This is a genomic window from Streptomyces sp. NPDC052036, from assembly GCF_040680495.1.
GTDB lineage: Bacteria > Actinomycetota > Actinomycetes > Streptomycetales > Streptomycetaceae > Streptomyces.
In genome coordinates this window covers 1-19,052 of sequence record NZ_JBFAWW010000024.1, presented here as the reverse complement: position 1 = coordinate 19,052, position 19,052 = coordinate 1, and the positions used below count along the sequence as shown (strand labels likewise).

General features: G+C 70.8%; 15 protein-coding genes, 1 tRNA gene and 1 pseudogene. 1 reads left to right on the top strand and 16 read right to left on the bottom strand.

The window, feature by feature from the left end:
* Window positions 1-410: 410 nt before the first annotated feature.
* The 7 genes from AB0L95_RS28070 to AB0L95_RS28040 all read right to left on the bottom strand — a co-directional run bounded on the left by AB0L95_RS28070 (window position 411) and on the right by AB0L95_RS28040 (window position 4,888).
* Window positions 411-483, bottom strand: a tRNA-Ala gene (locus AB0L95_RS28070).
* A 120-nt stretch (window positions 484-603) separates the two neighbouring features.
* The gene (locus AB0L95_RS28065; protein ID WP_365165955.1) at window positions 604-1,272 is read right to left on the bottom strand and encodes a histidine phosphatase family protein; all 669 of its coding nucleotides are present in this window, start codon (window positions 1,270-1,272) and stop codon (window positions 604-606) included.
* Window positions 1,269-1,727, bottom strand: a complete 459-nt coding sequence (gene rsfS / locus AB0L95_RS28060; RefSeq protein ID WP_365165952.1) for a ribosome silencing factor — start codon at window positions 1,725-1,727, stop codon at window positions 1,269-1,271. The genes AB0L95_RS28065 and rsfS overlap by 4 nt, the downstream gene beginning before the upstream one ends.
* A 108-nt stretch (window positions 1,728-1,835) precedes the next feature.
* Complete coding sequence (locus tag AB0L95_RS28055) at window positions 1,836-3,617, bottom strand: LCP family protein (protein ID WP_365165949.1); 1,782 nt, start codon at window positions 3,615-3,617, stop codon at window positions 1,836-1,838.
* A gap of 16 nt (window positions 3,618-3,633) precedes the next feature.
* The gene (nadD, locus tag AB0L95_RS28050) at window positions 3,634-4,296 is read right to left on the bottom strand and encodes a nicotinate-nucleotide adenylyltransferase (protein ID WP_365165947.1); all 663 of its coding nucleotides are present in this window, start codon (window positions 4,294-4,296) and stop codon (window positions 3,634-3,636) included.
* A gap of 82 nt (window positions 4,297-4,378) precedes the next feature.
* Complete coding sequence (locus AB0L95_RS28045; RefSeq protein WP_355919806.1) at window positions 4,379-4,534, bottom strand: hypothetical protein; 156 nt, start codon at window positions 4,532-4,534, stop codon at window positions 4,379-4,381.
* A gap of 201 nt (window positions 4,535-4,735) precedes the next feature.
* Entirely contained in the window at window positions 4,736-4,888 is a 153-nt protein-coding gene (locus AB0L95_RS28040) for a hypothetical protein (RefSeq protein WP_365165945.1), read from the bottom strand.
* 150 nt (window positions 4,889-5,038) lie between these two features.
* Here AB0L95_RS28040 and AB0L95_RS28035 point away from each other — a divergent pair, with 150 nt between their 5' ends.
* Window positions 5,039-6,220: a M48 family metallopeptidase gene (locus tag AB0L95_RS28035; RefSeq protein ID WP_365165943.1), complete on the top strand. Its 1,182-nt coding sequence runs from the start codon at window positions 5,039-5,041 to the stop codon at window positions 6,218-6,220.
* A gap of 126 nt (window positions 6,221-6,346) precedes the next feature.
* On the opposite strand, the gene AB0L95_RS28030 is transcribed toward AB0L95_RS28035, so the two are convergent.
* From AB0L95_RS28030 to AB0L95_RS27990, 9 genes and pseudogenes are all read right to left on the bottom strand, one after another.
* Complete coding sequence (locus AB0L95_RS28030) at window positions 6,347-7,414, bottom strand: hypothetical protein (protein ID WP_365165941.1); 1,068 nt, start codon at window positions 7,412-7,414, stop codon at window positions 6,347-6,349.
* Window positions 7,415-7,514: 100 nt separating this feature from the next.
* Window positions 7,515-8,138, bottom strand: a complete 624-nt coding sequence (locus AB0L95_RS28025) for a hypothetical protein (protein WP_365165939.1) — start codon at window positions 8,136-8,138, stop codon at window positions 7,515-7,517.
* A 94-nt stretch (window positions 8,139-8,232) separates the two neighbouring features.
* Window positions 8,233-9,519, bottom strand: a complete 1,287-nt coding sequence (locus tag AB0L95_RS28020) for a glutamate-5-semialdehyde dehydrogenase (RefSeq protein ID WP_365165937.1) — start codon at window positions 9,517-9,519, stop codon at window positions 8,233-8,235.
* A 61-nt stretch (window positions 9,520-9,580) separates the two neighbouring features.
* Window positions 9,581-10,066, bottom strand: coding sequence for a hypothetical protein (locus AB0L95_RS28015; RefSeq protein WP_365165935.1), 486 nt, complete (start codon window positions 10,064-10,066; stop codon window positions 9,581-9,583).
* A gap of 143 nt (window positions 10,067-10,209) precedes the next feature.
* Window positions 10,210-11,370: a glutamate 5-kinase gene (gene proB / locus AB0L95_RS28010; protein WP_365165933.1), complete on the bottom strand. Its 1,161-nt coding sequence runs from the start codon at window positions 11,368-11,370 to the stop codon at window positions 10,210-10,212.
* A gap of 154 nt (window positions 11,371-11,524) precedes the next feature.
* A complete protein-coding gene (locus AB0L95_RS28005) occupies window positions 11,525-12,721 on the bottom strand; it encodes a glycosyltransferase (RefSeq protein ID WP_365165931.1) in 1,197 nt (398 codons plus the stop codon).
* A gap of 213 nt (window positions 12,722-12,934) precedes the next feature.
* Window positions 12,935-15,028, bottom strand: a complete 2,094-nt coding sequence (locus AB0L95_RS28000; protein WP_365165929.1) for a hypothetical protein — start codon at window positions 15,026-15,028, stop codon at window positions 12,935-12,937.
* A 275-nt stretch (window positions 15,029-15,303) separates the two neighbouring features.
* Window positions 15,304-16,803 (bottom strand): bifunctional cytidylyltransferase/SDR family oxidoreductase, encoded by a 1,500-nt coding sequence (locus AB0L95_RS27995; RefSeq protein WP_365165927.1) that lies wholly within the window; start codon window positions 16,801-16,803, stop codon window positions 15,304-15,306.
* A 420-nt stretch (window positions 16,804-17,223) separates the two neighbouring features.
* Window positions 17,224-18,774: pseudogene (locus AB0L95_RS27990) on the bottom strand (alkaline phosphatase D family protein).
* Between the last annotated feature and the right edge of the window lie 278 nt (window positions 18,775-19,052).

Below are 19,052 nucleotides of genomic sequence, written 5' to 3'. Positions count from 1 at the left end.
CCCGTCGGGCCGCGCCCCCTTCCGGCCGTTTGATTCTGCCACGGCCGGGCCAATACGGTCAGCGACGCCTTCGTACCAGTCCGGACACGGCCCCCGACGTGACCGCCAGGGCCAGCGTGTACGTGCACAGGAGGAGCGCGTCTGTAGAGGTATACGCCCCGGAGGCCCCAAGTGACTCAAGCAGTTCGAGAACGGTGTGCCGAGGGCCGCGGCCCGGGAGCCGGCCAGGCCGGCCGCCCGTCGCGTCCCTTTCCGCCGCACCGATGAGGTGACGCCGGATCAGACCCCGGTCGGTGTGAGGCCGGACACAGCGGGACGTGACGGGTGGCCGGAAATCCGGCAAGAAAAAATCCCGCCCCTCGTGGGACGGGATCTTCTGTCGATCTCTGGCACTCAGGAGTGCCGATCCGTGGAGCTAAGGAGAATTGAACTCCTGACCTCCTGCATGCCATGCAGGCGCTCTACCAACTGAGCTATAGCCCCTCATTACCCGGCGGCGAAGCCGCTCGGTGTTTCGTCCCGCTCGGCGGGGCGAACAAGAAGAACTTTAGCCTGCGACCTGCCAGAAAGTGAAATCCGCGTCCCGCGCCCGGTGAGGCGGTGTCAGTCGTCGTCGCCGAGGACCGGTTCCGGCAGGGTGCCCGCGTTGTGCTCCAGAAGTCGCCAGCCGCGCACACCCTCGCCGAGGACCGACCAGCAGCAGTTGGAGAGACCGCCGAGGCTCTCCCAGTGGCGGGCCTCCAGACCGAGGAGACGGCCGATGGTGGTGCGGATCGTGCCGCCGTGGCTCACCACGACGAGAGTGCCGTCCTCGGGGAGCTTCTCGGCGTGCCGCAGCACCACGGGGGCGGCGCGGTCGGCGACCTCGGTCTCCAGTTCGCCGCCGCCCCGGCGGACGGGCTCACCACGCTTCCAGGCGGCGTACTCGTCGCCGTAGCGGGCGATGATCTCCTCGTGGGTCAGCCCCTGCCAGACGCCCGCGTACGTCTCGCGCAGGCCCTCGTCGGCGGTGACCTCCAGGCCGGTGAGCGCGGCCAGCTCGGCGGCCGTGTCGGCGGCGCGCCTGAGGTCGGACGCGATGATGGCGTCCGGCTTCAGGGAGGCGAGCAGGCGGGCGGAGCGGCGGGCCTGGCCGACGCCGGTCTCGGTGAGCTCGACGTCCGTGGAGCCCTGGAAACGGCGCTCCACGTTCCACGACGTCTGGCCGTGGCGCCACAGGATGAGGCGGCGGCCGCTGCCCTTCCTCCCGGTCTCGGCGCCCGGGCCGGTCACCGCAGCTCCCCGCCCAGCTCGGCGTTCAGCGCGGCGGCGTCCCCGGCGGCCTGCAGCCGGGCGTGCTCCTCGGCCTTGCCGCGGGTGGCCTGGGCTTCGGCGGGCAGCTCCAGCTCGGGGCAGTCCTTCCACAGCCGCTCCAGGGCGTAGAAGACGCGCTCCTCGCTGTGCTGTACGTGCACGACGATGTCGACGTAGTCCAGCAGGACCCAGCGGGCCTCGCGGTCGCCCTCACGGCGCACCGGCTTGACGCCGAGTTCCTTGAGGAGCCGCTCCTCGATCTCGTCGACGATGGACTTGACCTGGCGGTCGTTGGGCGCGGAGGCCAGCAGGAAGGCGTCGGTGATCGACAGCACATCGCTGACGTCGTAGGCGATGATGTCGTGCGCGAGCTTGTCGGCGGCCGCCTGAGCGGCGGCGTTGATGAGTTCCAGAGAGCGGTCCGTGGCGGTCACTACAAGGCTTTCGGTCGGCGGTCAGTAATACCTCAAGGGTCTCACGGACCGCCGACGCCACCGCATGTGATTAACGGGGCACACCCCGCGCCCGGTGTGTGGCCCCTGTCACGAGCTCGCCTTGTAGTTCTGCCCGAGGACGACGGAGACCTCGGCGTTCGAGGTGACCTTGCCCTTCTGTACGGCGCTGGTGGGCAGGCCCAGGGTCTTGGCGACCTCGATCGCGTTCTCCTTGTCGCCGTCGTCGGCGTAGGTGACCCGGGACGCGGTCTGGACGGCTCCGGTACCGCCGTCGACGAAGGTGTAACCGCCGTTGACGAGGGCGACGCGGGCCTGTTCCGCGGTGGCCTTGGAGCCGGTGGCGTTCTGGATGCCGACTCGCACGGCGTCGCCGGCCTGGGGGCTCTTCACGGTGCCGCCGAGCAGTGTCTTGACCACGGTGTCGCTGTCGTTGACGGTGCCGTCTGACCGGACCGGCAGCAGCGCGGTCTTGTAGGCGCCCTCCTTGGCGCGGTCGGCGAGCTTGGCGAGGAAGCTGCCGAGGTCCTTGTCGGTCAGTGGCGGGTCGAGGATCTGGGCGAGCGTCTGCACGGTGGTCGTCGCGGCCTGCGGGTCCGAGGACAGCTTGCGCAGCACGCCCTGCATCACCTGCCCGAACCGCTCCAGCTGGGCGTCCTGGGCCTCGCCGGGGGCGCGGTAGGTGGCGTAGGCGACGGCCATCTTGCCGCTGAGGGTCTGGTCCTGCCCCTTGTGGACGAGGGGGGAGCCGCCCTTCTTCTTGCTGTCCGGGTCGGGGACGTCGGCGTCGGTGGTGACATCGATGTTGCCGACCAGCTCGACGAGGTTGTTGAGGTAGGGGGTGTCGAGCCGCCAGGAGCCCTCGATCTTGGTGCCCAGGGCGGAGTCGATGGCGTCGCTGGTGCCGGAGGAGCCGTCGTCGGAGACCGACTTGGCGAGGGTGGTCGTGGAGCCGTCGTCGGAGGTCAGCCCGAGGGAGTTGGGCAGCAGGACGGTGGCGCCCTGCTTGAGGGTGGTGTTGTCGACGAGCAGCGCGGTGGAGGTGCCGCCGCCCTTGGTGTTGTGCAGATGGACGACGAGCACGTCACGGTTCTGGGCGCCGGTGGCCGTGGTCGTGGCGGACTTGCCGCCGGAGGAGGTGCCGGGCAGCCGGCCCGCGTACCAGAGGTAGCCGACACCGCCGACGGCGGCCAGGGCGACGACCACGACCAGGGCGACGACCCGGCTGCGGGCGCGGCGCTTGGCCTCCTCGCGGCGCTCGGTGCGGTTCTCGGTGAACTTCAGCCAGTCGATGACGTCTTCGGGGTCGCCGTCGGGTTCCTCGGCGAAGGCGAACTGCTCGTTGCTCGCGTCGCGGTCGCCGTGCGGATCCTTCGGGGCGGTCCCGGAACGTCCCGCGGCACCGCGTTTGGTGGCACCCGCCGGGTCGCCGTCGTGTCCCGGACCGCTGTCGGCCGGGCCCGCCTGCTGGGGGATGTAGGCCGTCTGCTCGGCAACACGCGGCTGCTGTCCGCTGGTTGAGGGCCGGCCGTACGGATCGTAGCCGCCGGCCGTGGGGGTGTCGTACGGGGCGTAGGAGTCGTACGACGCGGTGGGCGGCTGCGTGCCGGTGTCGGTGTCGTAAGGGGAGTGCTGCTGACCCTGGTGATACGGCGGCCGGGGCTGCTGAGGACCGCTCGCGTAGGGGTCGTAGCCGTAGCCCTGGGGCTGTTGCTGGCCCGGGGGCTGCTGGTGCTGCTGCGTGCCGTAGGGGTCGTAGCCCTGCGCGGTGCGCTGTGTCGGCACCTGCTGGTACACAGGCTGCCCGAACTCGTCGTAGCCGACGAGTTCGTACTGGTCGCCGCCCGCGTACCCGTCGTATCGGTCGTTCACCGGTGCCCCTCTCGGCTCACTCGCCGCGGTACAGCTGCCGTTTGTCGATGTAGCGCACCACACCGTCCGGCACCAGATACCAGACGGGTTCGCCCTTGGCGACTCTCGCACGGCAATCTGTGGACGAGATGGCGAGCGCGGGAACCTCGACCAGCGAGACGCCGCCCTCGGGCAGGCCGGGGTCGGCCAGGGTGTGGCCGGGGCGGGTGACGCCGATGAAGTGCGCCAGGGAGAACAACTCGTCCGTGTAGCGCCAGGTGAGGATCTGGCTCAGCGCGTCGGCACCGGTGATGAAGAAGATGTCGGTGTCCGGGTTGAGGGCCTTCAGATCGCGCAGGGTGTCCGTGGTGTAGGTGGGGCCGCCGCGGTCGATGTCGATGCGGCTCACCGAGAACTGAGGGTTCTCGACGGTCGCGATGACCGTCATCAGATAGCGGTCCTCGGCCGCGGAGACCGTGCGGTCGGTCTTCTGCCACGGCTGCCCGGTGGGCACGAACACCACCTCGTCGAGGTGGAACTGCGCGGCGACCTCACTGGCCGCGACCAGGTGCCCGTGGTGGATCGGGTCAAACGTTCCGCCCATGACGCCGAGCCGGCGTTTGCCCGGGTTGGACGGGCCGCTGCCGGGGCCGGTTCGTGTGCCCTTCGCCGGACCGGTGGGCATGTGGTGCTCTCCCATGCGTGCAGACCCTACCGGCCCGGCCGACAGGTCCCGGCCGACAGGCCCCCGCGGGCGGCCGGGGCCGGGCCCGGTGCCGGACTCAGCGGTCGCGGTTGAAGCGGGTGGTGATCCACAGCAGCAGCAGCAGGATGACGAGGGCGGCGCCGCCCGTCATGAAGGGGCTGATGCTCGCGTGGCGCTCGGTCTCGCCCTCTGCGAGGGTGGCCAACTGGGCAGCGGTGCTGTGGAAGCTCATCTTCAGCAGAACCTATCCGGTGTGGGCGGGATAAAGACGTCGGCTCATCGTATGCGGGCGCCGTCGCGTCGATCACGCCGACTCCGCCGTTCAGGCCGACTCCGCCGTTCAGGGCCGGCTCAGAGGCAGGCCGGCTCCGGTCGGGCCGGCTCCGGCGCCGGGCGGGGCACGGCCGGTCGGTGGCCGTGCGCCCGCGGGCCGTCACTTGCGCTTGTAGCCGCGCAGCAGGAACCACGCGGTCAGGACGCAGCCGAGGACCATCACGATCAGCACGACACGGAGCAGATCGCCCGCGCCCTGTCGATCGGCGGCCTGCGCGGCCTCGGTGAGCCAGGCGGCGGACATGTGCTCCATGGGATCGCTCCTTACGTGTGCTGCCCTGCCACGGTATCTCCGCCTAGGCTGGACTCCGCTTCGGGGGCACATAGGGTCCTCGCTCGTCGCTCGGTCGCGATCCGCGAGGGACCCGCGATCCATCCGGCCATCAGATACATGGGGGAACACATGTCCGACGACGGTCTTGGGCAGAACGCGTCCGGCCAGGGGCACGGCACCGTGCCGAGCAGGCGGCGCCGGCGTTTTCCGGGAATCTCCTCACGCACGTACGAACACCCGGCGGACCGCTCGGCCCTGGTGGCCCTGCGCAAGCTGAGCGGCTTCGACACGGTCTTCAAGGTGCTCAGCGGTCTGCTGCCCGAGCGGAGCCTGCGGCTGCTGTTCCTCTCCGACTCGGTGCGGGTCTCGGACGCGCAGTTCGCCCACCTCGACGACATGCTGCGGGACGCCTGTTACATCCTCGACGTGGACAAGGTCCCGCCGATGTACGTGACGCAGGACCCGCAGCCGAACGCGATGTGCATCGGCCTGGACGAGCCGATCATCGTCGTGACCACCGGACTCGTGGAGCTCCTGGACGAGGAGGAGATGCGGGCGGTCGTGGGCCACGAGGTGGGGCACGCCCTCTCCGGCCACTCCGTCTACCGGACCATCCTGCTGTTCCTCACCAATCTCGCGGTCCGGGTCGCGTGGATCCCGCTGGGCAACCTCGCGATCATGGCGATCGTGACCGCGTTGCGGGAGTGGTTCCGCAAGTCGGAGCTGTCGGCCGACCGGGCCGGGCTCCTGGTCGGGCAGGATCTTCAGGCCTCGATGCGCGGGCTGATGAAGATCGCGGGCGGCAACCATCTGCACGAGATGAACGTGGACGCCTTCCTGGAGCAGGCCGAGGAGTACGAGGCCGGGGGCGATCTGCGCGACTCCGTGCTGAAGATCCTGAACGTCCTGCCGCGTACGCATCCCTTCGCGGCGGTCCGTGCGGCCGAGCTGAAGAAGTGGGCCGAGTCCCGTGACCACCAGCGGATCATGGACGGTCACTACGACCGGCGCGGCGAGGACAAGGACACCTCGGTGTCGGACTCCTTCCGCCAGTCGGCCGCCCACTACGCGAACGATGTGAAGCAGTCCAAGGACCCGCTGATGAAGCTGGTCAGCGACCTGGCGGGCGGCGCGGGCGACCTCGGGGGCCGAGTGAAGCGCGGCTTCACGGGCTTCGCGAGCGGCGCCCCCAAGGACACCCCGCGCGACCACGGCGACCACAGCGACCAGCGTGACGAGGACGGCGGCCCCGACGACAGCCGCCCGGGCGACAGCCACCCGGACGACGACACCGGGAACGCCAAGGGCTGAGCGGCCCGCGCGGGCCGAGCGCGGCCTCTGGCGGCCGCCCAGGGCTCTGGCCGCCCGCTGGGGTCCCTGTGGCACCCGCCGGGGCCCGGCGGCGGCTCCCGGCCGCCCGCCGGGTCTCTCCGGGCGTCAGACGCTCGGCTGCGCGCTGGAGGACAGGGTGCCGCACAGGGCCGTGGCACTGTCCGTCTCGTACGGGTTCGTACCGGGCGGTGCCCCCGCCTTGGCGGTCTGGCCCGCGAGCAGCGGGCTGAGGTGGTCCGCGGTGTCCCCGCCGCAGGCGAGCGGGCCCGCCTGGACGTACGAGGTGAGCAGCTCGGCCTGGTGCGTCCGCAGGTCGTCGCGGTCGAAGCGGAAGGTCAGCTCGCGTCGCACGGTGACCAGCGAGGCCTTCGCCCTCGCATCCGCGCCGGCCGGCTTCAGCGCGTAGACGAGAGTGTGGTCGGCGGTGACTTCCAGGGCGTCGGAGCTGGGCTCCACCGCCTGCAGCGTGCCCTGGACGCGGATCCGGTGGTCGGCCAGCTGCACATGCGCGGGGTCGAAGCGGACGAGCCAGCCGGTGGGCGAGTGCCTCCCGTCCGCGGCGGGGCGGTAGAAGCTCTGGTCGAACTGGTCGAGCTGCTGGGGGGCGACCAGGAGGCGCACCCCCCGCACGGTGTCGCCGGTGAGGACGTCCGGGTCGAGCGAGGACGCCACGAGGTAGTCCTTCGCGATGGTGACGGCGGCGACGACCTGGCTCTCGGAGAAGTGCGCGGTGCGCCGGACGGGGGGCAGGGTGAAGCCCTCGGCGCCGGTGCGGAACTGGGCGGCGGGGCTGTGGTCGTACAGGGCCTCGGGGTTCACGGCGCCGGGCACGGCGGACTGGGGGGCCAGCGGTATCACCGTCATCCGCAGCTGTTCGACGAGCTGGGCCTTGGGTACCTGGGAGGGGTGGCGCACTCCCATGTAGACGGCGGTGCCGAAGGCGAGCGCGATCAGCAGGACGAGGATCAGCGCCTGCCGGGGCAGCCCGCGGTGCAGCGCCGGGCGGCGGCGTACGGCCGGGGCGTGGTCGGCCATGCGCTCCTGGGCGGAGTACTCCTGGAGGCGGGCAGCACGGACGAACGACTCGTCGAACACGACGGATCGGTACTCGTCCTCGCCACCGCCGGGAGCACCCTCGGGCGTCCCCTCAGGTGGGTCTCCAGGCCCGCCCATACTTTCAGAGTAGGTCTCCTGGAGCCCCGGTAAACGCCCTGGTACACGACAACTTCTGACAGGTTCTCACCAGGTTTTTCGAACGGAATCCGAGCGGACCTCAGGGCGTCCGCGGTACGGCCGAGAAGGCCGGGGGCGAGCTCTCCGCGGAGATCGAGGGGCCCGGGCCGACGCTGGTGCCCTGGCCCTGCTCCAGACCCGTCGGGGCGGTCGGCGGGACCTCCTGTCGGCCCGCGGAACCGCCCCGGTAGACCGCGGTGAAGGCCAGCGCGACCATGCCTATGCCCATCACGAGGGCGAGTATCCAGGCGACCGGACGGTGCCAGCGGGCGGCCTTGCCGTACGGCCTGCCCCAGACGCCCGAGGGGCCGTAGCGGCCCTCCAGGAACTCCGCGTCGTCCAGGTCGTCCAGTTCCCGGTGGTGGCCGAAGACGCCGTCCCCGTCGGGGCCGAATCCGTCGTCAGGGTGGGTGCCCCGGCTGTGCGCCCGGCGTGCCTCGGTCTCCTGGGCCTCCGCGCGGGCCTGTGCGGCGGCCAGGAGTCTCTCCACGGCCGTCGGTTCGTGGACCACGGCCGCCCGGACGAAGGCCTCGTCGAAGACCACGGAGGCGAACTCTTCGTCCATACCTCCGCGGTCGCGGTCGTCGTCGGGCTCCCGGCCGTCAGCGAACGGCGTGCCCCCCACGTCCTCCGGCACGGATCCAGAGTAGACCTGAGGGGTCAATTTGGGCAGACGGTAAGGAAATTCAACCGCCTGGCGAGACGGGATTCACAGGTGGTTGCCAGGGGCGACGAACGGCCCCTGGCTGAGCGTCCGCTCAGCGCCGTACATGCCCGTCGCCGGTGACGATGTACTTGGTGCTGGTCAGCTCCGGCAGGCCCATCGGGCCCCTGGCGTGCAGCTTCTGCGTGGAGATGCCGATCTCCGCGCCGAAGCCGAACTGGCCGCCGTCGGTGAAGCGCGTCGAGGCGTTCACGGCGACCGTGGTCGAGTCGACCAGTCGGGTGAACAGGCGAGCGGCCTGCTGCGAGGTGGTGACGATCGCCTCGGTGTGACCGGAGCTCCACAGCCGGATGTGCTGCACGGCCTTGTCCAGCGAGTCCACGACCGCGGCGGCGATGTCGTACGAGAGGTACTCGGTGTCCCAGTCCTCCGGCGTGGCCTCCACCACCGTGGCCCGGGAGTCCTTGGCGTAGGCCATCACCCGCGCGTCGGCGTGCACGGTGACCCCGGCGTCCGCGAGGGCGTCCAGGGCGCGCGGCAGGAACTCGGGGGCGATGTCCTGGTGGACGAGGAGCGTCTCGGCGGAGTTGCACACGCTCACCCGCTGGGCCTTGGAGTTGATCAGGATCTCGATCGCCATGTCGATGTCGGCCTGGGCGTCGACGTAGACGTGGCAGTTGCCGGTGCCGGTCTCGATCACCGGCACCGTGGACTCCTCCACCACCGTGCGGATCAGGGAGGCGCCGCCACGCGGGATGAGCACGTCGACCAGTCCGCGGGCGCGCATCAGCTCGTGCACCGACTCGCGGCTCTCACCGGGGACGAGCTGGACGGCATCGGCGGGCAGCCCCGCACCGCCCACCGCGTCACGCAGGACCCGCACGAGGGCGGTGTTCGACTCGTACGCGGAGGACGAGCCGCGCAGCAGCACCGCGTTCCCGGACTTCAGGCACAGGGCGGCGGCGTCGACGGTCACGTTCGGCCGGGCCTCGTAGATGATGCCGACGACGCCGAGCGGAACGCGGACCTGGCGCAGGTCGATGCCGTTGGGGAGGGTGGAGCCGCGGACGACCTCGCCGACCGGGTCGGGCAGGGCGGCGACGTCCCGCACATCGGAGGCGATGGCGCGGATCCGCTCGGGCGTGAGGGTCAGCCGGTCGATGATCGCCTCGCTGGTGCCGGCCTCGCGGGCCTTGGCGATGTCCTTGGCGTTCGCCTCGACGATCTCGCTCGTACGGACCTCCAGAGCGTCCGCGACCGCGAGCAGCGCGTCGTCCTTCTCCGCGCGCGGCAGCGGAGCGAGGTCGGCGGCGGCGGCCCGGGCCCGGTAGGCGGTCTGGGCGACCGGGGACATGGAGTCGTACGGCGAGAGCGTGGTCATGAGGGAAGGGTAGTGCGCCGGGCGCGGCCGACCGACGGACGTCTTACACCCCGAGACGCACTCAAAACGGGTGAACTCCGACCGGTGTCGCCCGTGGCGGTCCCTGCCCCTCGGCGACCCGCTGGTGGTAGGTGTCGCGGTCGATGACCTCCAGGCCGACGATCTCCCAGGGCGGGAGTCCCGCGCTGCGGCGGTGCTCGCCCCACAGCCGCAGTGCGACCGCGGCGGCGTCGTGGAGGTCGCGGGCCTCCTCCCAGTAGCGGATCTCCGCGTGGTCGCCCGCGTAGCGGCTGGTCAGCAGGAAGGGGTGGTCGTGGGCGAGCTGTTCCAGGGCGCGCCGTACCTCGGTCAGCGGCGCCTCGTCCCCGGCGAGGCTGAGCGTGACGTGCCACAGGCGGGGGACATCGCCGGGCTCGTCGCAGGCGTGACCGGCCGCGACGCTGGTCAGTGCGCGCTCCTCGCCCGCCGCACGGGGGGCACCGCTGCGAACGGTGCCGGAGGTACCACGACCGCGGGACGTCGCCGCTCCAGGGCGCACTCGTCTCACGACGGCCTCCTTTGCAGTGCTCGTGTCCGTGCTCGTGCGGAATGGGTTCCCGAGACAAAGTTGAGCAGGCCGCACGGGTCCGCGGGGCGGTTTTACGGAACGTCCCCCACCGGACCGGCCCGCGAGGCGGGCTTTTCGAGCCGTTAGGGGTGCAGGAGGACCAGGTCGTCCCGGTGGACGACCTCGCGTTCGTAGGCGGGGCCCAATTCGCGTGCCAGTTCCCGCGTCGAGCGGCCGATCAGCCGGGGGATCTCCTTGGCGTCGAAATTCACGAGCCCGCGCGCCACCGCCCGCCCCTGGCTGTCACGCAGTTCCACGGGGTCTCCGGCGGTGAACTCGCCCTCGACCGCCGCGATGCCGGCCGGCAGCAGGGAGGTGCGGCGTTCGACGACCGCGCGCACGGCCCCGTCGTCGAGCGTGAGCGCGCCCTGCGGGGTGGAGGCGTGCTGCAGCCACAGCAGCCGGTCGGCGGAGCGCTTGCCGGTCGGGTGGAAGTAGGTGCCGGTGTCGCGGCCCGCGAGGGCGTCGGCGGCGTGCACGGCGGAGGTGAGCACCACGGGGATGCCGGCCGCCGCCGCGATCCGGGCCGCCTCGACCTTGGTGACCATGCCTCCGGTGCCGACGCCCGCCTTGCCCGCGCTGCCGATCTCCACGTGCGCCAGGTCCTCCGGTCCCCTCACCTGAGCTATCCGCGAGGTGCCGGGCCTGCTCGGGTCCCCGTCGTAGACACCGTCCACGTCCGACAGCAGGACCAGCAGGTCGGCGTGGACGAGGTGGGCGACGAGCGCGGCGAGCCGGTCGTTGTCGCCGAAGCGGATCTCGTCCGTGGCGACCGTGTCGTTCTCGTTGACGATCGGCAGGGCGCCCATCGCGAGGAGCTTGTCGAGGGTGCGGGAGGCGTTGCGGTGATGGGCGCGGCGGCTGGTGTCGTCGGAGGTGAGCAGCACCTGGCCGACGCGGATGCCGTGGCGGGCGCAGGAGGCCGTGTAGCGGGCCACCAGGAGGCCCTGGCCGACGCTGGCGGCGGCCTGCTGCCGGGCCAGGTCCCGGGGGCGGCGGCGCAGCCCGAGGGGGGCGAGGCCGGCCGCGATGGCGCCGGAGGAGACGAGGACGATCTCCTTCTCTCCCCCGCCCACCCGTCTCCCGCCGCCGCCTTCGACCGCGGTCTTTTGGGCCACACCCTGCTTTCGGTGTCTGGCGAGGACGTCGACGAGGGCGTCGACCCGGTCGGCGTCGAGCCCGCCCGCGGCCGTGGTCAGTGAGGAAGAGCCCACCTTGACGACGATCCTGTGGGCCTCGCTCACGGCCTGCCTTGCCCCTGCCACCTTGCCCTCGGTTCCCTCACGTCGATGCGGCTGCCCCGCCCCGCAATCTACGCGAAGGGGGCCGGGCATCGCTCACCGGTCCAGTGGGCGGACCACCGGGGAGTGACCGGGGGCTCACAGCCGGTCTCGGACCTCAGGCCGCGCGGCGCACCTTGAGCACCTTCCGGGCGGCCTTGCGCAGCCGCGGGAAGGCGACCGACGTCGTCGCCTTGAACGCCTCGATGGTGACCGTCTCGCGGGTCGTCGGCACGAACCAGTCGTCCGGGAGCCCGGCCGCGCGGTCGCGGAAGTGCGGGTAGGCGAGATACGCCTTGCCGACGCGGGCGTCCAGGTGCGCGGTGGGGGCCTTCTTCGCCTTCACGAACTGCACGACGTCGGCGAGCAGATCGGCCCGGCCCCGCGCCACCAGGTGCAGCCGCAGCCGCTCGTTGACCTTGAGCCGGCGGGCGATGCCCTCGTGCCAGTGCGCGTCCATCAGCGGCTTGGCCAGCTCCAGCTTGTGGGCGCGGACCTCCTCGCTGTCCGTCAGGAAGCCGGGGCCGAACTGCGGAAGCAGAGTGATGAGGAAGGGGCGCAGCATCAGGGAGTCGCGGCGCGGTCCGGCGGGCACCATGTCGGCGATCAGCCGCATGAGGGCGCGGGCGGAGTCGAAGCGCAGGGTGTAGCTGCCGCTCTTGGTGACGTGCTTGCCGTCGTCGCGTCCGACCAGGTAGTAGCAGGTGTAGTCGGAGATCACGGAGATGCCGTCCGCGCGGAGGTACGCCTCCATCGTGAACAGCGCGTCCTCGCCGGTCTTGAGCGTCTCGTCGAACCGCATGCCGTGCCGGGTGAGCAGCTCGTGGCGGAAGAGCTTCTGCGCGCTCAGCGTGAACTTGATCTGCGACGAGAAGACGTCGGTGCGCGGCAGGGTCTTGCCCCACATCGACTTCGGGGCGGTGCGGTTGACGCCCACGACCTTGCCGAGGACGACGTCCGTCCCCTGCTCGTCGGCCATGGTGACCATGCGCTCCAGCGCCTCGGTGCCGAGCCGGTCGTCCGCGTCGAGGAAGAAGACGTACCGTCCGCGCGCCTCGCCGAGGGCGACGTTGCGGGGACCGCTGGGGCCGCCGGAGTTCTTCTGATGGATGACGGTGACCGTCATGGGGGCCCGCTCGGCGAACTCGTCCAGGTAGTCCGCGGTGCCGTCCGTCGAACCGTCGTCGACCGCGATCACCTCGATGCGTGCGGGGTCGAGGGTCTGGTCCTCTACGGACCGCAGACAGTCGACCAGGTACGGCATCGCCTCGTACGCCCCGATGATCACACTCACATCAGGCTGCGCAACGGTCACGCTTCCCCCTCGTCACGGGATATCCCCGTATCGCATCGATCGCTTGCCGACAAGACAGCCGCCGGCGCACAGGGGTTGCCTTTGCCCGAAGGTTTCGTGGCGCAGATCACATGGTGAACATACAGAAAACACCGTATGCGGCTTCGGTAAGAAACAGGAAAGGGCCCGGTGACCGAGGAGTCCTCGGTCACCGGGCCCCGTGTCCCGTCGCGGTCAGCCCTTGACCGCGTCGCTCGCCTGGCCGGCGGTGCGCTGGCCGGGCACCGCGTTCGCGTTCCCGGCGACGGCCGCCCGGGTGCCGGCCTCCTGGCCGCGGTTGCGGGCCTCGGCCTTCTGCGCCAGCTGGTGCACCGCGGAGTTGAACTGCTCCATGGACGTGGGCTCGTCCGGCCCGAGGAGATACTGCTTGAGATCCTGGCGGTCGGCGGCCAGCGGGTCGGCCTCCGGCGCGCGCACGGCGGCCAGCAGCTCGGGCAGCTCGCGCGCCGAGTTCGACAGGATCACGGCCGCGCGCACCGCGGTGTTCTGCAGCTTGAACTCCTCGACGCCCAGCTCCGCGGAGTCGGTGACGGCGTACGGCTTGCCGCTCGCGATGAAGTCGGAGACGACGCTGGAGATGTCCGAGACCATCGCCTCGGAGACGTTGAAGCAGTCGTACAGGCGCGGCTCGGCACCCGTGATGACGCGGTGCTCCCAGCTGCCGAAGGAGCGCCAGTAGGCGTCGTTCCACTCGTCGCGCAGCCGGGCGATCTCCTCGTGCCGCGCGACGTCGACCACACCGTCGCGGGTCGCCTCGGCCTCGTCGCCCTTGTCCCCGGTGGACCCGGCCAGCTCGGCGAGGCGGGCCTCGATGCGCACCAGCTCGGCCTTGGCCTGCGTCTGGGCGGCGGCGTCCGTCGCGAAGCGCGGGTCGGCGGCGCGCTCCGCGGCGGCCTTCTCGACCAGGGCGGTGATCCGCCGGTGGGCTGCGGCCGCCTTGGCGCTGCGGGTGCCGGTGAACGGGTGCGGCTTGTACAGGACGCGGACCGGCGGGTCGGCCTGGATCAGGGTGCGCACGATGTTCTCGCCGGCCAGCAGGATCGAGGTGTTGCCCGGGTTGTCGTCCCAGCCCTCCCAGGTGGGGGCGTAGAGGATCGTCGGGATGCGGTCCTCGGGCACGCCCCCCGCGGGCTGGATGGGCGCGAGCTGCGGACGGCCGACCTCGACGATGTCGTCGTCGCGGACCCCGACGTCGGCGATGGCGTAGCGGTCGCGGCCCGCGCGGCCGGCGGTCCACACCTCGTCGTACACCTTGCTGAACGGGTTGACGCTGGCGAGCTTGTCGCTGTCGCCGTGGCCGATGAAGACGTGCTTCATCGTCGGCACGCGCAGCATGTGGATGTTCTTGCCGACGTTCGCCGCGTACAGCGCGACCTGCACGGAGGACAGGTCCATGTTCATCAGGTTCACTCCTCCGGGCACGCAGATGACGGGGACCGTGGTGGGCGCGAGGTTCTGCAGGATGACGCGCTCGCGCAGGAGGATCAGCGGGCGGGTCTCCAGCTGCTCCATCGTCTGCAGCCACATGTTGACCTGGTACGCGGAGTCCTTGGACCCCGAGAAGTACAGCACCGTCTCCGGGCGGTACTCGCGCAGCCAGCTGTCGACGGCCGCGAGCACCCGCTCCGCTTTGGGCGGGGTCTTCTTGCCGCGTACATAGGGGACGAGCGCGGCGACGTAGAGGAAGGCCAGCGCCAGGGTGACCGCGGCGCCCACGAAGCCGTAGACGGATGTGCCCGTGGCCGCCGTGACGAGCAGACCGGCGACCGCCACCAGGTCGAGGTGGAGCATCTTCTCCGCGGCGCGGTCGAGCAGCCCCCGCGGCGGGGCGTCCGGGATGCGGATCCGCGAGCCGAGGTCCACGTTGCGGGTGGCGACCGGCATCCGGCGGCGGTTGCGGATCAGCGTCACCAGGGCGCCGTGCGGGGCCTGGAAGGCGTAGAAGGCGATGAAGCACCCGATCGCCACATAGAAGACCAGGTCCGCGAGGGGGGCCCGGGCCAGGAGCAGGACCAGCAGCAGCTGCCGGATCAGGAACCGGATGGACAGACCGGCCCGCACCTTGCTGAGGCGACTGATCAGATAACTGCCGCGCCGGTGCAGATAGTGGTCCGCCAGGTACGTCACTGCGGCCGCGGCCGCGAAGGCACCGACGCTCGGGAGGAGCGCGGCCAGCATGAGCGCGGGGTAGCCCAGCATCATGAGGGCCGCCGCGGCCAGCTCGGCCGCACTGCCCACCCGGGCAACGCGTATAGCGGTGGAAATCACGGAGGAACCTGCTCTTGGAGGGGAGTGCCGGTGGAGGTACGGATGAACCGCTTCGAAAAGCAGCGGGAAAGAGATGGAAAGGACTGGGGAAAGCGGTTCGGAAAGAGACTCGGAATGAGGCTCGGGGAAGGTCCCGGAAAAGGCCACCGGAAGAAATCCCGAACGGAATGTCTCCGGTGTTTCCGGTCCGGAGTTCTACGGCTCAGGCCCCTGTGCCCGCGCGTTCGCCGCGCCATCACAGAGGCCTGAGTTCCGGAACACCGGTGAACCGCTGATTACGCCACGCCGTCCTGACGGTCCAGGACGGCGGCCAGGGCCGCGTCGAAGCCGGTAGCCCTGCCCGCACCGGCCGTCGGGTCCTGCTGGCGCACGTCGATGACATGGCCGGTGAGTTCGGAGACCAGGACGTCGAGCGAGGCGCGCGCCACGGCCTCGGAGGACAGCAGCGAGCCCGAGGGCTCCTGGCCGAAGGCCTTGGTGCGCATCGGGGTGGCGGTGCGCTCCGGGTTGATGCAGTTGACGCGGATGCCGTCGGCGGCCCACTCGTCGGACAGGGCCTGGGTGAGGTTCACCATGGCGGCCTTGGTCGAGGAGTACAGGCTGTACTCGGCGCGGCCACGCGTGTAGCTGCTGGAGGTGTAGAGCAGCAGCTGGCCACCGCTCTCGGCGAGGTACTTGTAGGAGGAGCGGGCGATCTGCACCGGGGCCAGGTAGTTGACCTTCAGCGCTTCCTCGATGGTGGCGTTGTCGGTCTCCGCGAGCTTGCCGATGCGCAGCACGCCGGCGGTGTTGACGACGTAGTCGATGCGCCCGGTCTCGGCGTACGCCTTGGACAGCGCGTCGTCGACCTCCTCCGGGTTCTCGACATGGGTGCCGGTGGTGGATCGGCCCAGCGCGTACACCGTGGCGCCGTAGGAGCGGGCCAGCTCGGCGATGTCCTGACCGATGCCGTACGAGCCGCCGAAGACGACGACGGTCTTGCCGGTGAGGAGCTCCCGGTAGACCTCCTCGCCGTTCTGCTCCGGCGCGGTGGTGGAGGCGAGTTGGAACAGCTTGTCGGCGATGAAGACGTCGACGGGCTGAGTGACCTTCATGTTGTACTCGTCACCCGCCACGACGTGGATCGGCACGTCCGGCAGGTACTTGAGTACGACGCTGCAGTCGTCGGTGGCCTGGAAGTTGGGGTCGCCGGCGGCGACCTCGTAGGCGCGGCGGATCGTGGACAGCTTGAACGCCTGCGGGGTCTGGCCGCGACGCAGCCGGGAGCGGTCCGGGATCTCGGTGATGAACTCGCCGTCCTCGCCGTGTGTGCGGGTGACGATGATGGTGTCCGCGGAGGGGATGGCGACGTCCACAGCCTGGTAGCGGTCCAGGGCCGCGACGCAGTCGTCGATGACCCGCTGCGACAGCAGGGGGCGTACGGCGTCGTGGAACAGGACGTTGCGGTCCTCGCCCTCGGCCAGGCCCTCGCCGAGCAGGGTGATGGCGCGCTCGGTGGTCTCGTTGCGGGTCGAGCCGCCCTCGATGATGTGCGTCACCTTGGTGAAGCCCGCCTTGGCGACGATCTTCTCGACGTCCGCCACATAGCCCGGAGCCATCAGCACGATGATGTCGTCGATGGAGTCGGCGCTCTCGAAGGTGGTCAGCGTGTGCTCGATCACCGCCTTGCCGGCGATCTTCAGCAGCTGCTTCGGAATCGACAGACCCACGCGCTGACCGGTGCCACCAGCCAGGATCACTGCGGTGGTACGGGGCTTGGCTATGCGCTCAGACACAGGTGACCTACCTCGGGGCTTCAGGGAACCTTCGAATGGTCCCACTTTCGGTAAGCGAAGTGCAAGGTGAGCGCCGCCTGATGCATATGTGCGCGCAACCTGTTATTTACCTTTCACCCTCCGTCATTACCGAGAGGTCAGGTCGAATTGTCCGGATTTGCTGTGAGTGACTCCACACGTTTCTCGCGCGATATCGCCGCGCTTTCCCCGTGTTGCATTCCGGTCACGACGGGCGGGAACAGGGACTGCTCACCGAGGGCATGCGCGCCGCAGCGTTCGGTGACCGCGCGCGGGGCGGACCGCCCTGTCGGCGGACAGGGGTCGAGGAAAGGGTAAGAGGTTTCCCTGAGACGAAGGTGAGAGAAGCCCGGGACACGGACGCGTCCCGGGCTCCTGTCGTACGGCTTCATGTGCCGCGGCTCACAGCAGCCGCACGCCGGGCACACCCGACTCGACCCGCAGCCGGGCGAAGGTGCTGGAGGCGGCCTCCGGTCGCAGCACGGTCTCCGGGACCCGCACCCTCGTGTCGATGCCGTCGGGGCGGATGTCGAAGAGGTGGTAGCCGCGGTGGGCGTCGATCAGCTTCCAGTGCGGGTTGTCCGCGATCCGGGGATCCCACTCGCGGTGGAAGGCGTCCAGGTCCTGGTCACCGCCGCTGGAGATCGAGGTGCCGACGAACTCGGCGCCCACCACGGCGGAGCCGGGGTCGGCGAAGTTCCGCCTGAGTTCGCTGATCATCGTCAGATGGCGGTCGCCGGAGAGCACCACCGGGTTGCGGACCCTCGCGAACTCCCTCAGCAGGGCGTTGCGTTCGGTCTGGTAGCCGTCCCAGGCGTCGTAGAACCACAGCTCGCCCGGGCCGGCCTGCAGGTCGGTCTCGGCCATCATGATCAGCGAGGCGACCAGGTTCCAGTGGGCCGGCGAGCGGTGCAGTCCGTCCAGCAGCCACTTCCTCTGCCGGGCGCCGAGCATGGTCATCGAGGGGTCCTGGGCACCCCTCCTGGCCGGTCGCCTGGTTGCTGCGGAACTGCCGGGTGTCCAGGACGTTGAGCCGGGCCAGGCGGCCGAACTCCAGGCGCCGGTACACCTGGATGTGCGCACCCGTGGGGATCGCGCTCGTCCGCAGCGGCATGTGCTCGTAGTACGCCTGGCAGGCGGCGGCCAGCCGGGCCGTGAAGGCGTCGTGGGACTGTTTGTCGGGGTCCTGCGGGACCTCGCCCGCGTAGTCGTTGTCCACCTCATGGTCGTCGAAGGTCACCACCCAGGGGGCGGCGGCGTGCATCGCGGCGAGGTGCGGGTCGGTGCGGTACTGCGCGTGGCGGTTGCGGTACTGGACCAGGCTGTACGGTTCGTCGCTGCCCTCATGGCGGCGCACCGCCGTGGCGGAGGGCCGGGACTCGTAGATGTAGTCGCCGACGAACAGGACGATGTCCGGGTCCTGGTCGAGCATGTCGGCGTACGGCGTGAAGTAGCCGTTCTGCCAGTTCTGGCAGGAGGCGAGCGCGATGCGCAGGTGTCCGCCGGAGCGGTCCGCGGGGGAGCCGTCCGGGTGCGCCCGGTGGGTGAGACCTGGCCGCCGGCCCGGAAGCGATACCAGTACGTGCGGCCGGCACCCAGTCCGCGGACGTCGACGTGGACGGTGTGTCCGCGCGCCGGCAGCGCCTGGGCGGTGCCGCGCCGTACGGCGGTGCGGCACCGCTCGTCCTCGGCGATCTCCCACTCCACCAGGACCGCCCGCGCGGGCATGCCGCCGCCGTTCAGCGGGTCGGGGGCGAGCCGGGTCCACAGCACGATGCCGTCGGGCAGCGGGTCCCCGGAGGCGACCCCGCGGCTGAACACGCCGTCGGGCAACGGGGGTTCGGCGGCGCGCGCGGACCGCGGCCGCCATAACTGAGCGGTGGCGCCGGCACCGAGTACCGCGGCGCCCGCCGCGAGAAGGCGTCGGCGATCGGGCAGCGCTGGTCCGGTCATGGGCGAACTCCCTTGCGTCGGTGGCCTCGCGGACAGAGGGAGGCTCACCGGCGGGGCGACCCGACCGCTGAACGATGCGCGGCACGCGCATGACAACCGCATGAAGGGCGACCGGGGGCGTGGCCGGGGCCTGCCTCACATGAGCGAGGGCCGGGGTGGGGGGGGGCGGGGGGGCCCCCCCCCCCCCCCCCCGACGCCAGGACGGGGGGGCCCGGCCCCCCCGCCCCCCCGCACAGCGCCGCAAAAGAAAAAACCGCCGGGCGGACCTGCCCGGGCGC

Excerpts from the sequence above, each read along its gene's own strand:
- nadD (WP_365165947.1), bottom strand. The coding sequence starts at position 4,296 with ATGGGAGAGCACCACATGCCCACCGGTCCGGCGAAGGGCACACGAACC.
- AB0L95_RS28045 (WP_355919806.1), bottom strand. The coding sequence starts at position 4,534 with ATGAGCTTCCACAGCACCGCTGCCCAGTTGGCCACCCTCGCAGAGGGC.
- AB0L95_RS28040 (WP_365165945.1), bottom strand. The coding sequence starts at position 4,888 with ATGGAGCACATGTCCGCCGCCTGGCTCACCGAGGCCGCGCAGGCCGCC.
- AB0L95_RS28035 (WP_365165943.1), top strand. The coding sequence starts at position 5,039 with ATGTCCGACGACGGTCTTGGGCAGAACGCGTCCGGCCAGGGGCACGGC.
- AB0L95_RS28030 (WP_365165941.1), bottom strand. The coding sequence starts at position 7,414 with ATGGGCGGGCCTGGAGACCCACCTGAGGGGACGCCCGAGGGTGCTCCC.
- AB0L95_RS28020 (WP_365165937.1), bottom strand. The coding sequence starts at position 9,519 with ATGACCACGCTCTCGCCGTACGACTCCATGTCCCCGGTCGCCCAGACC.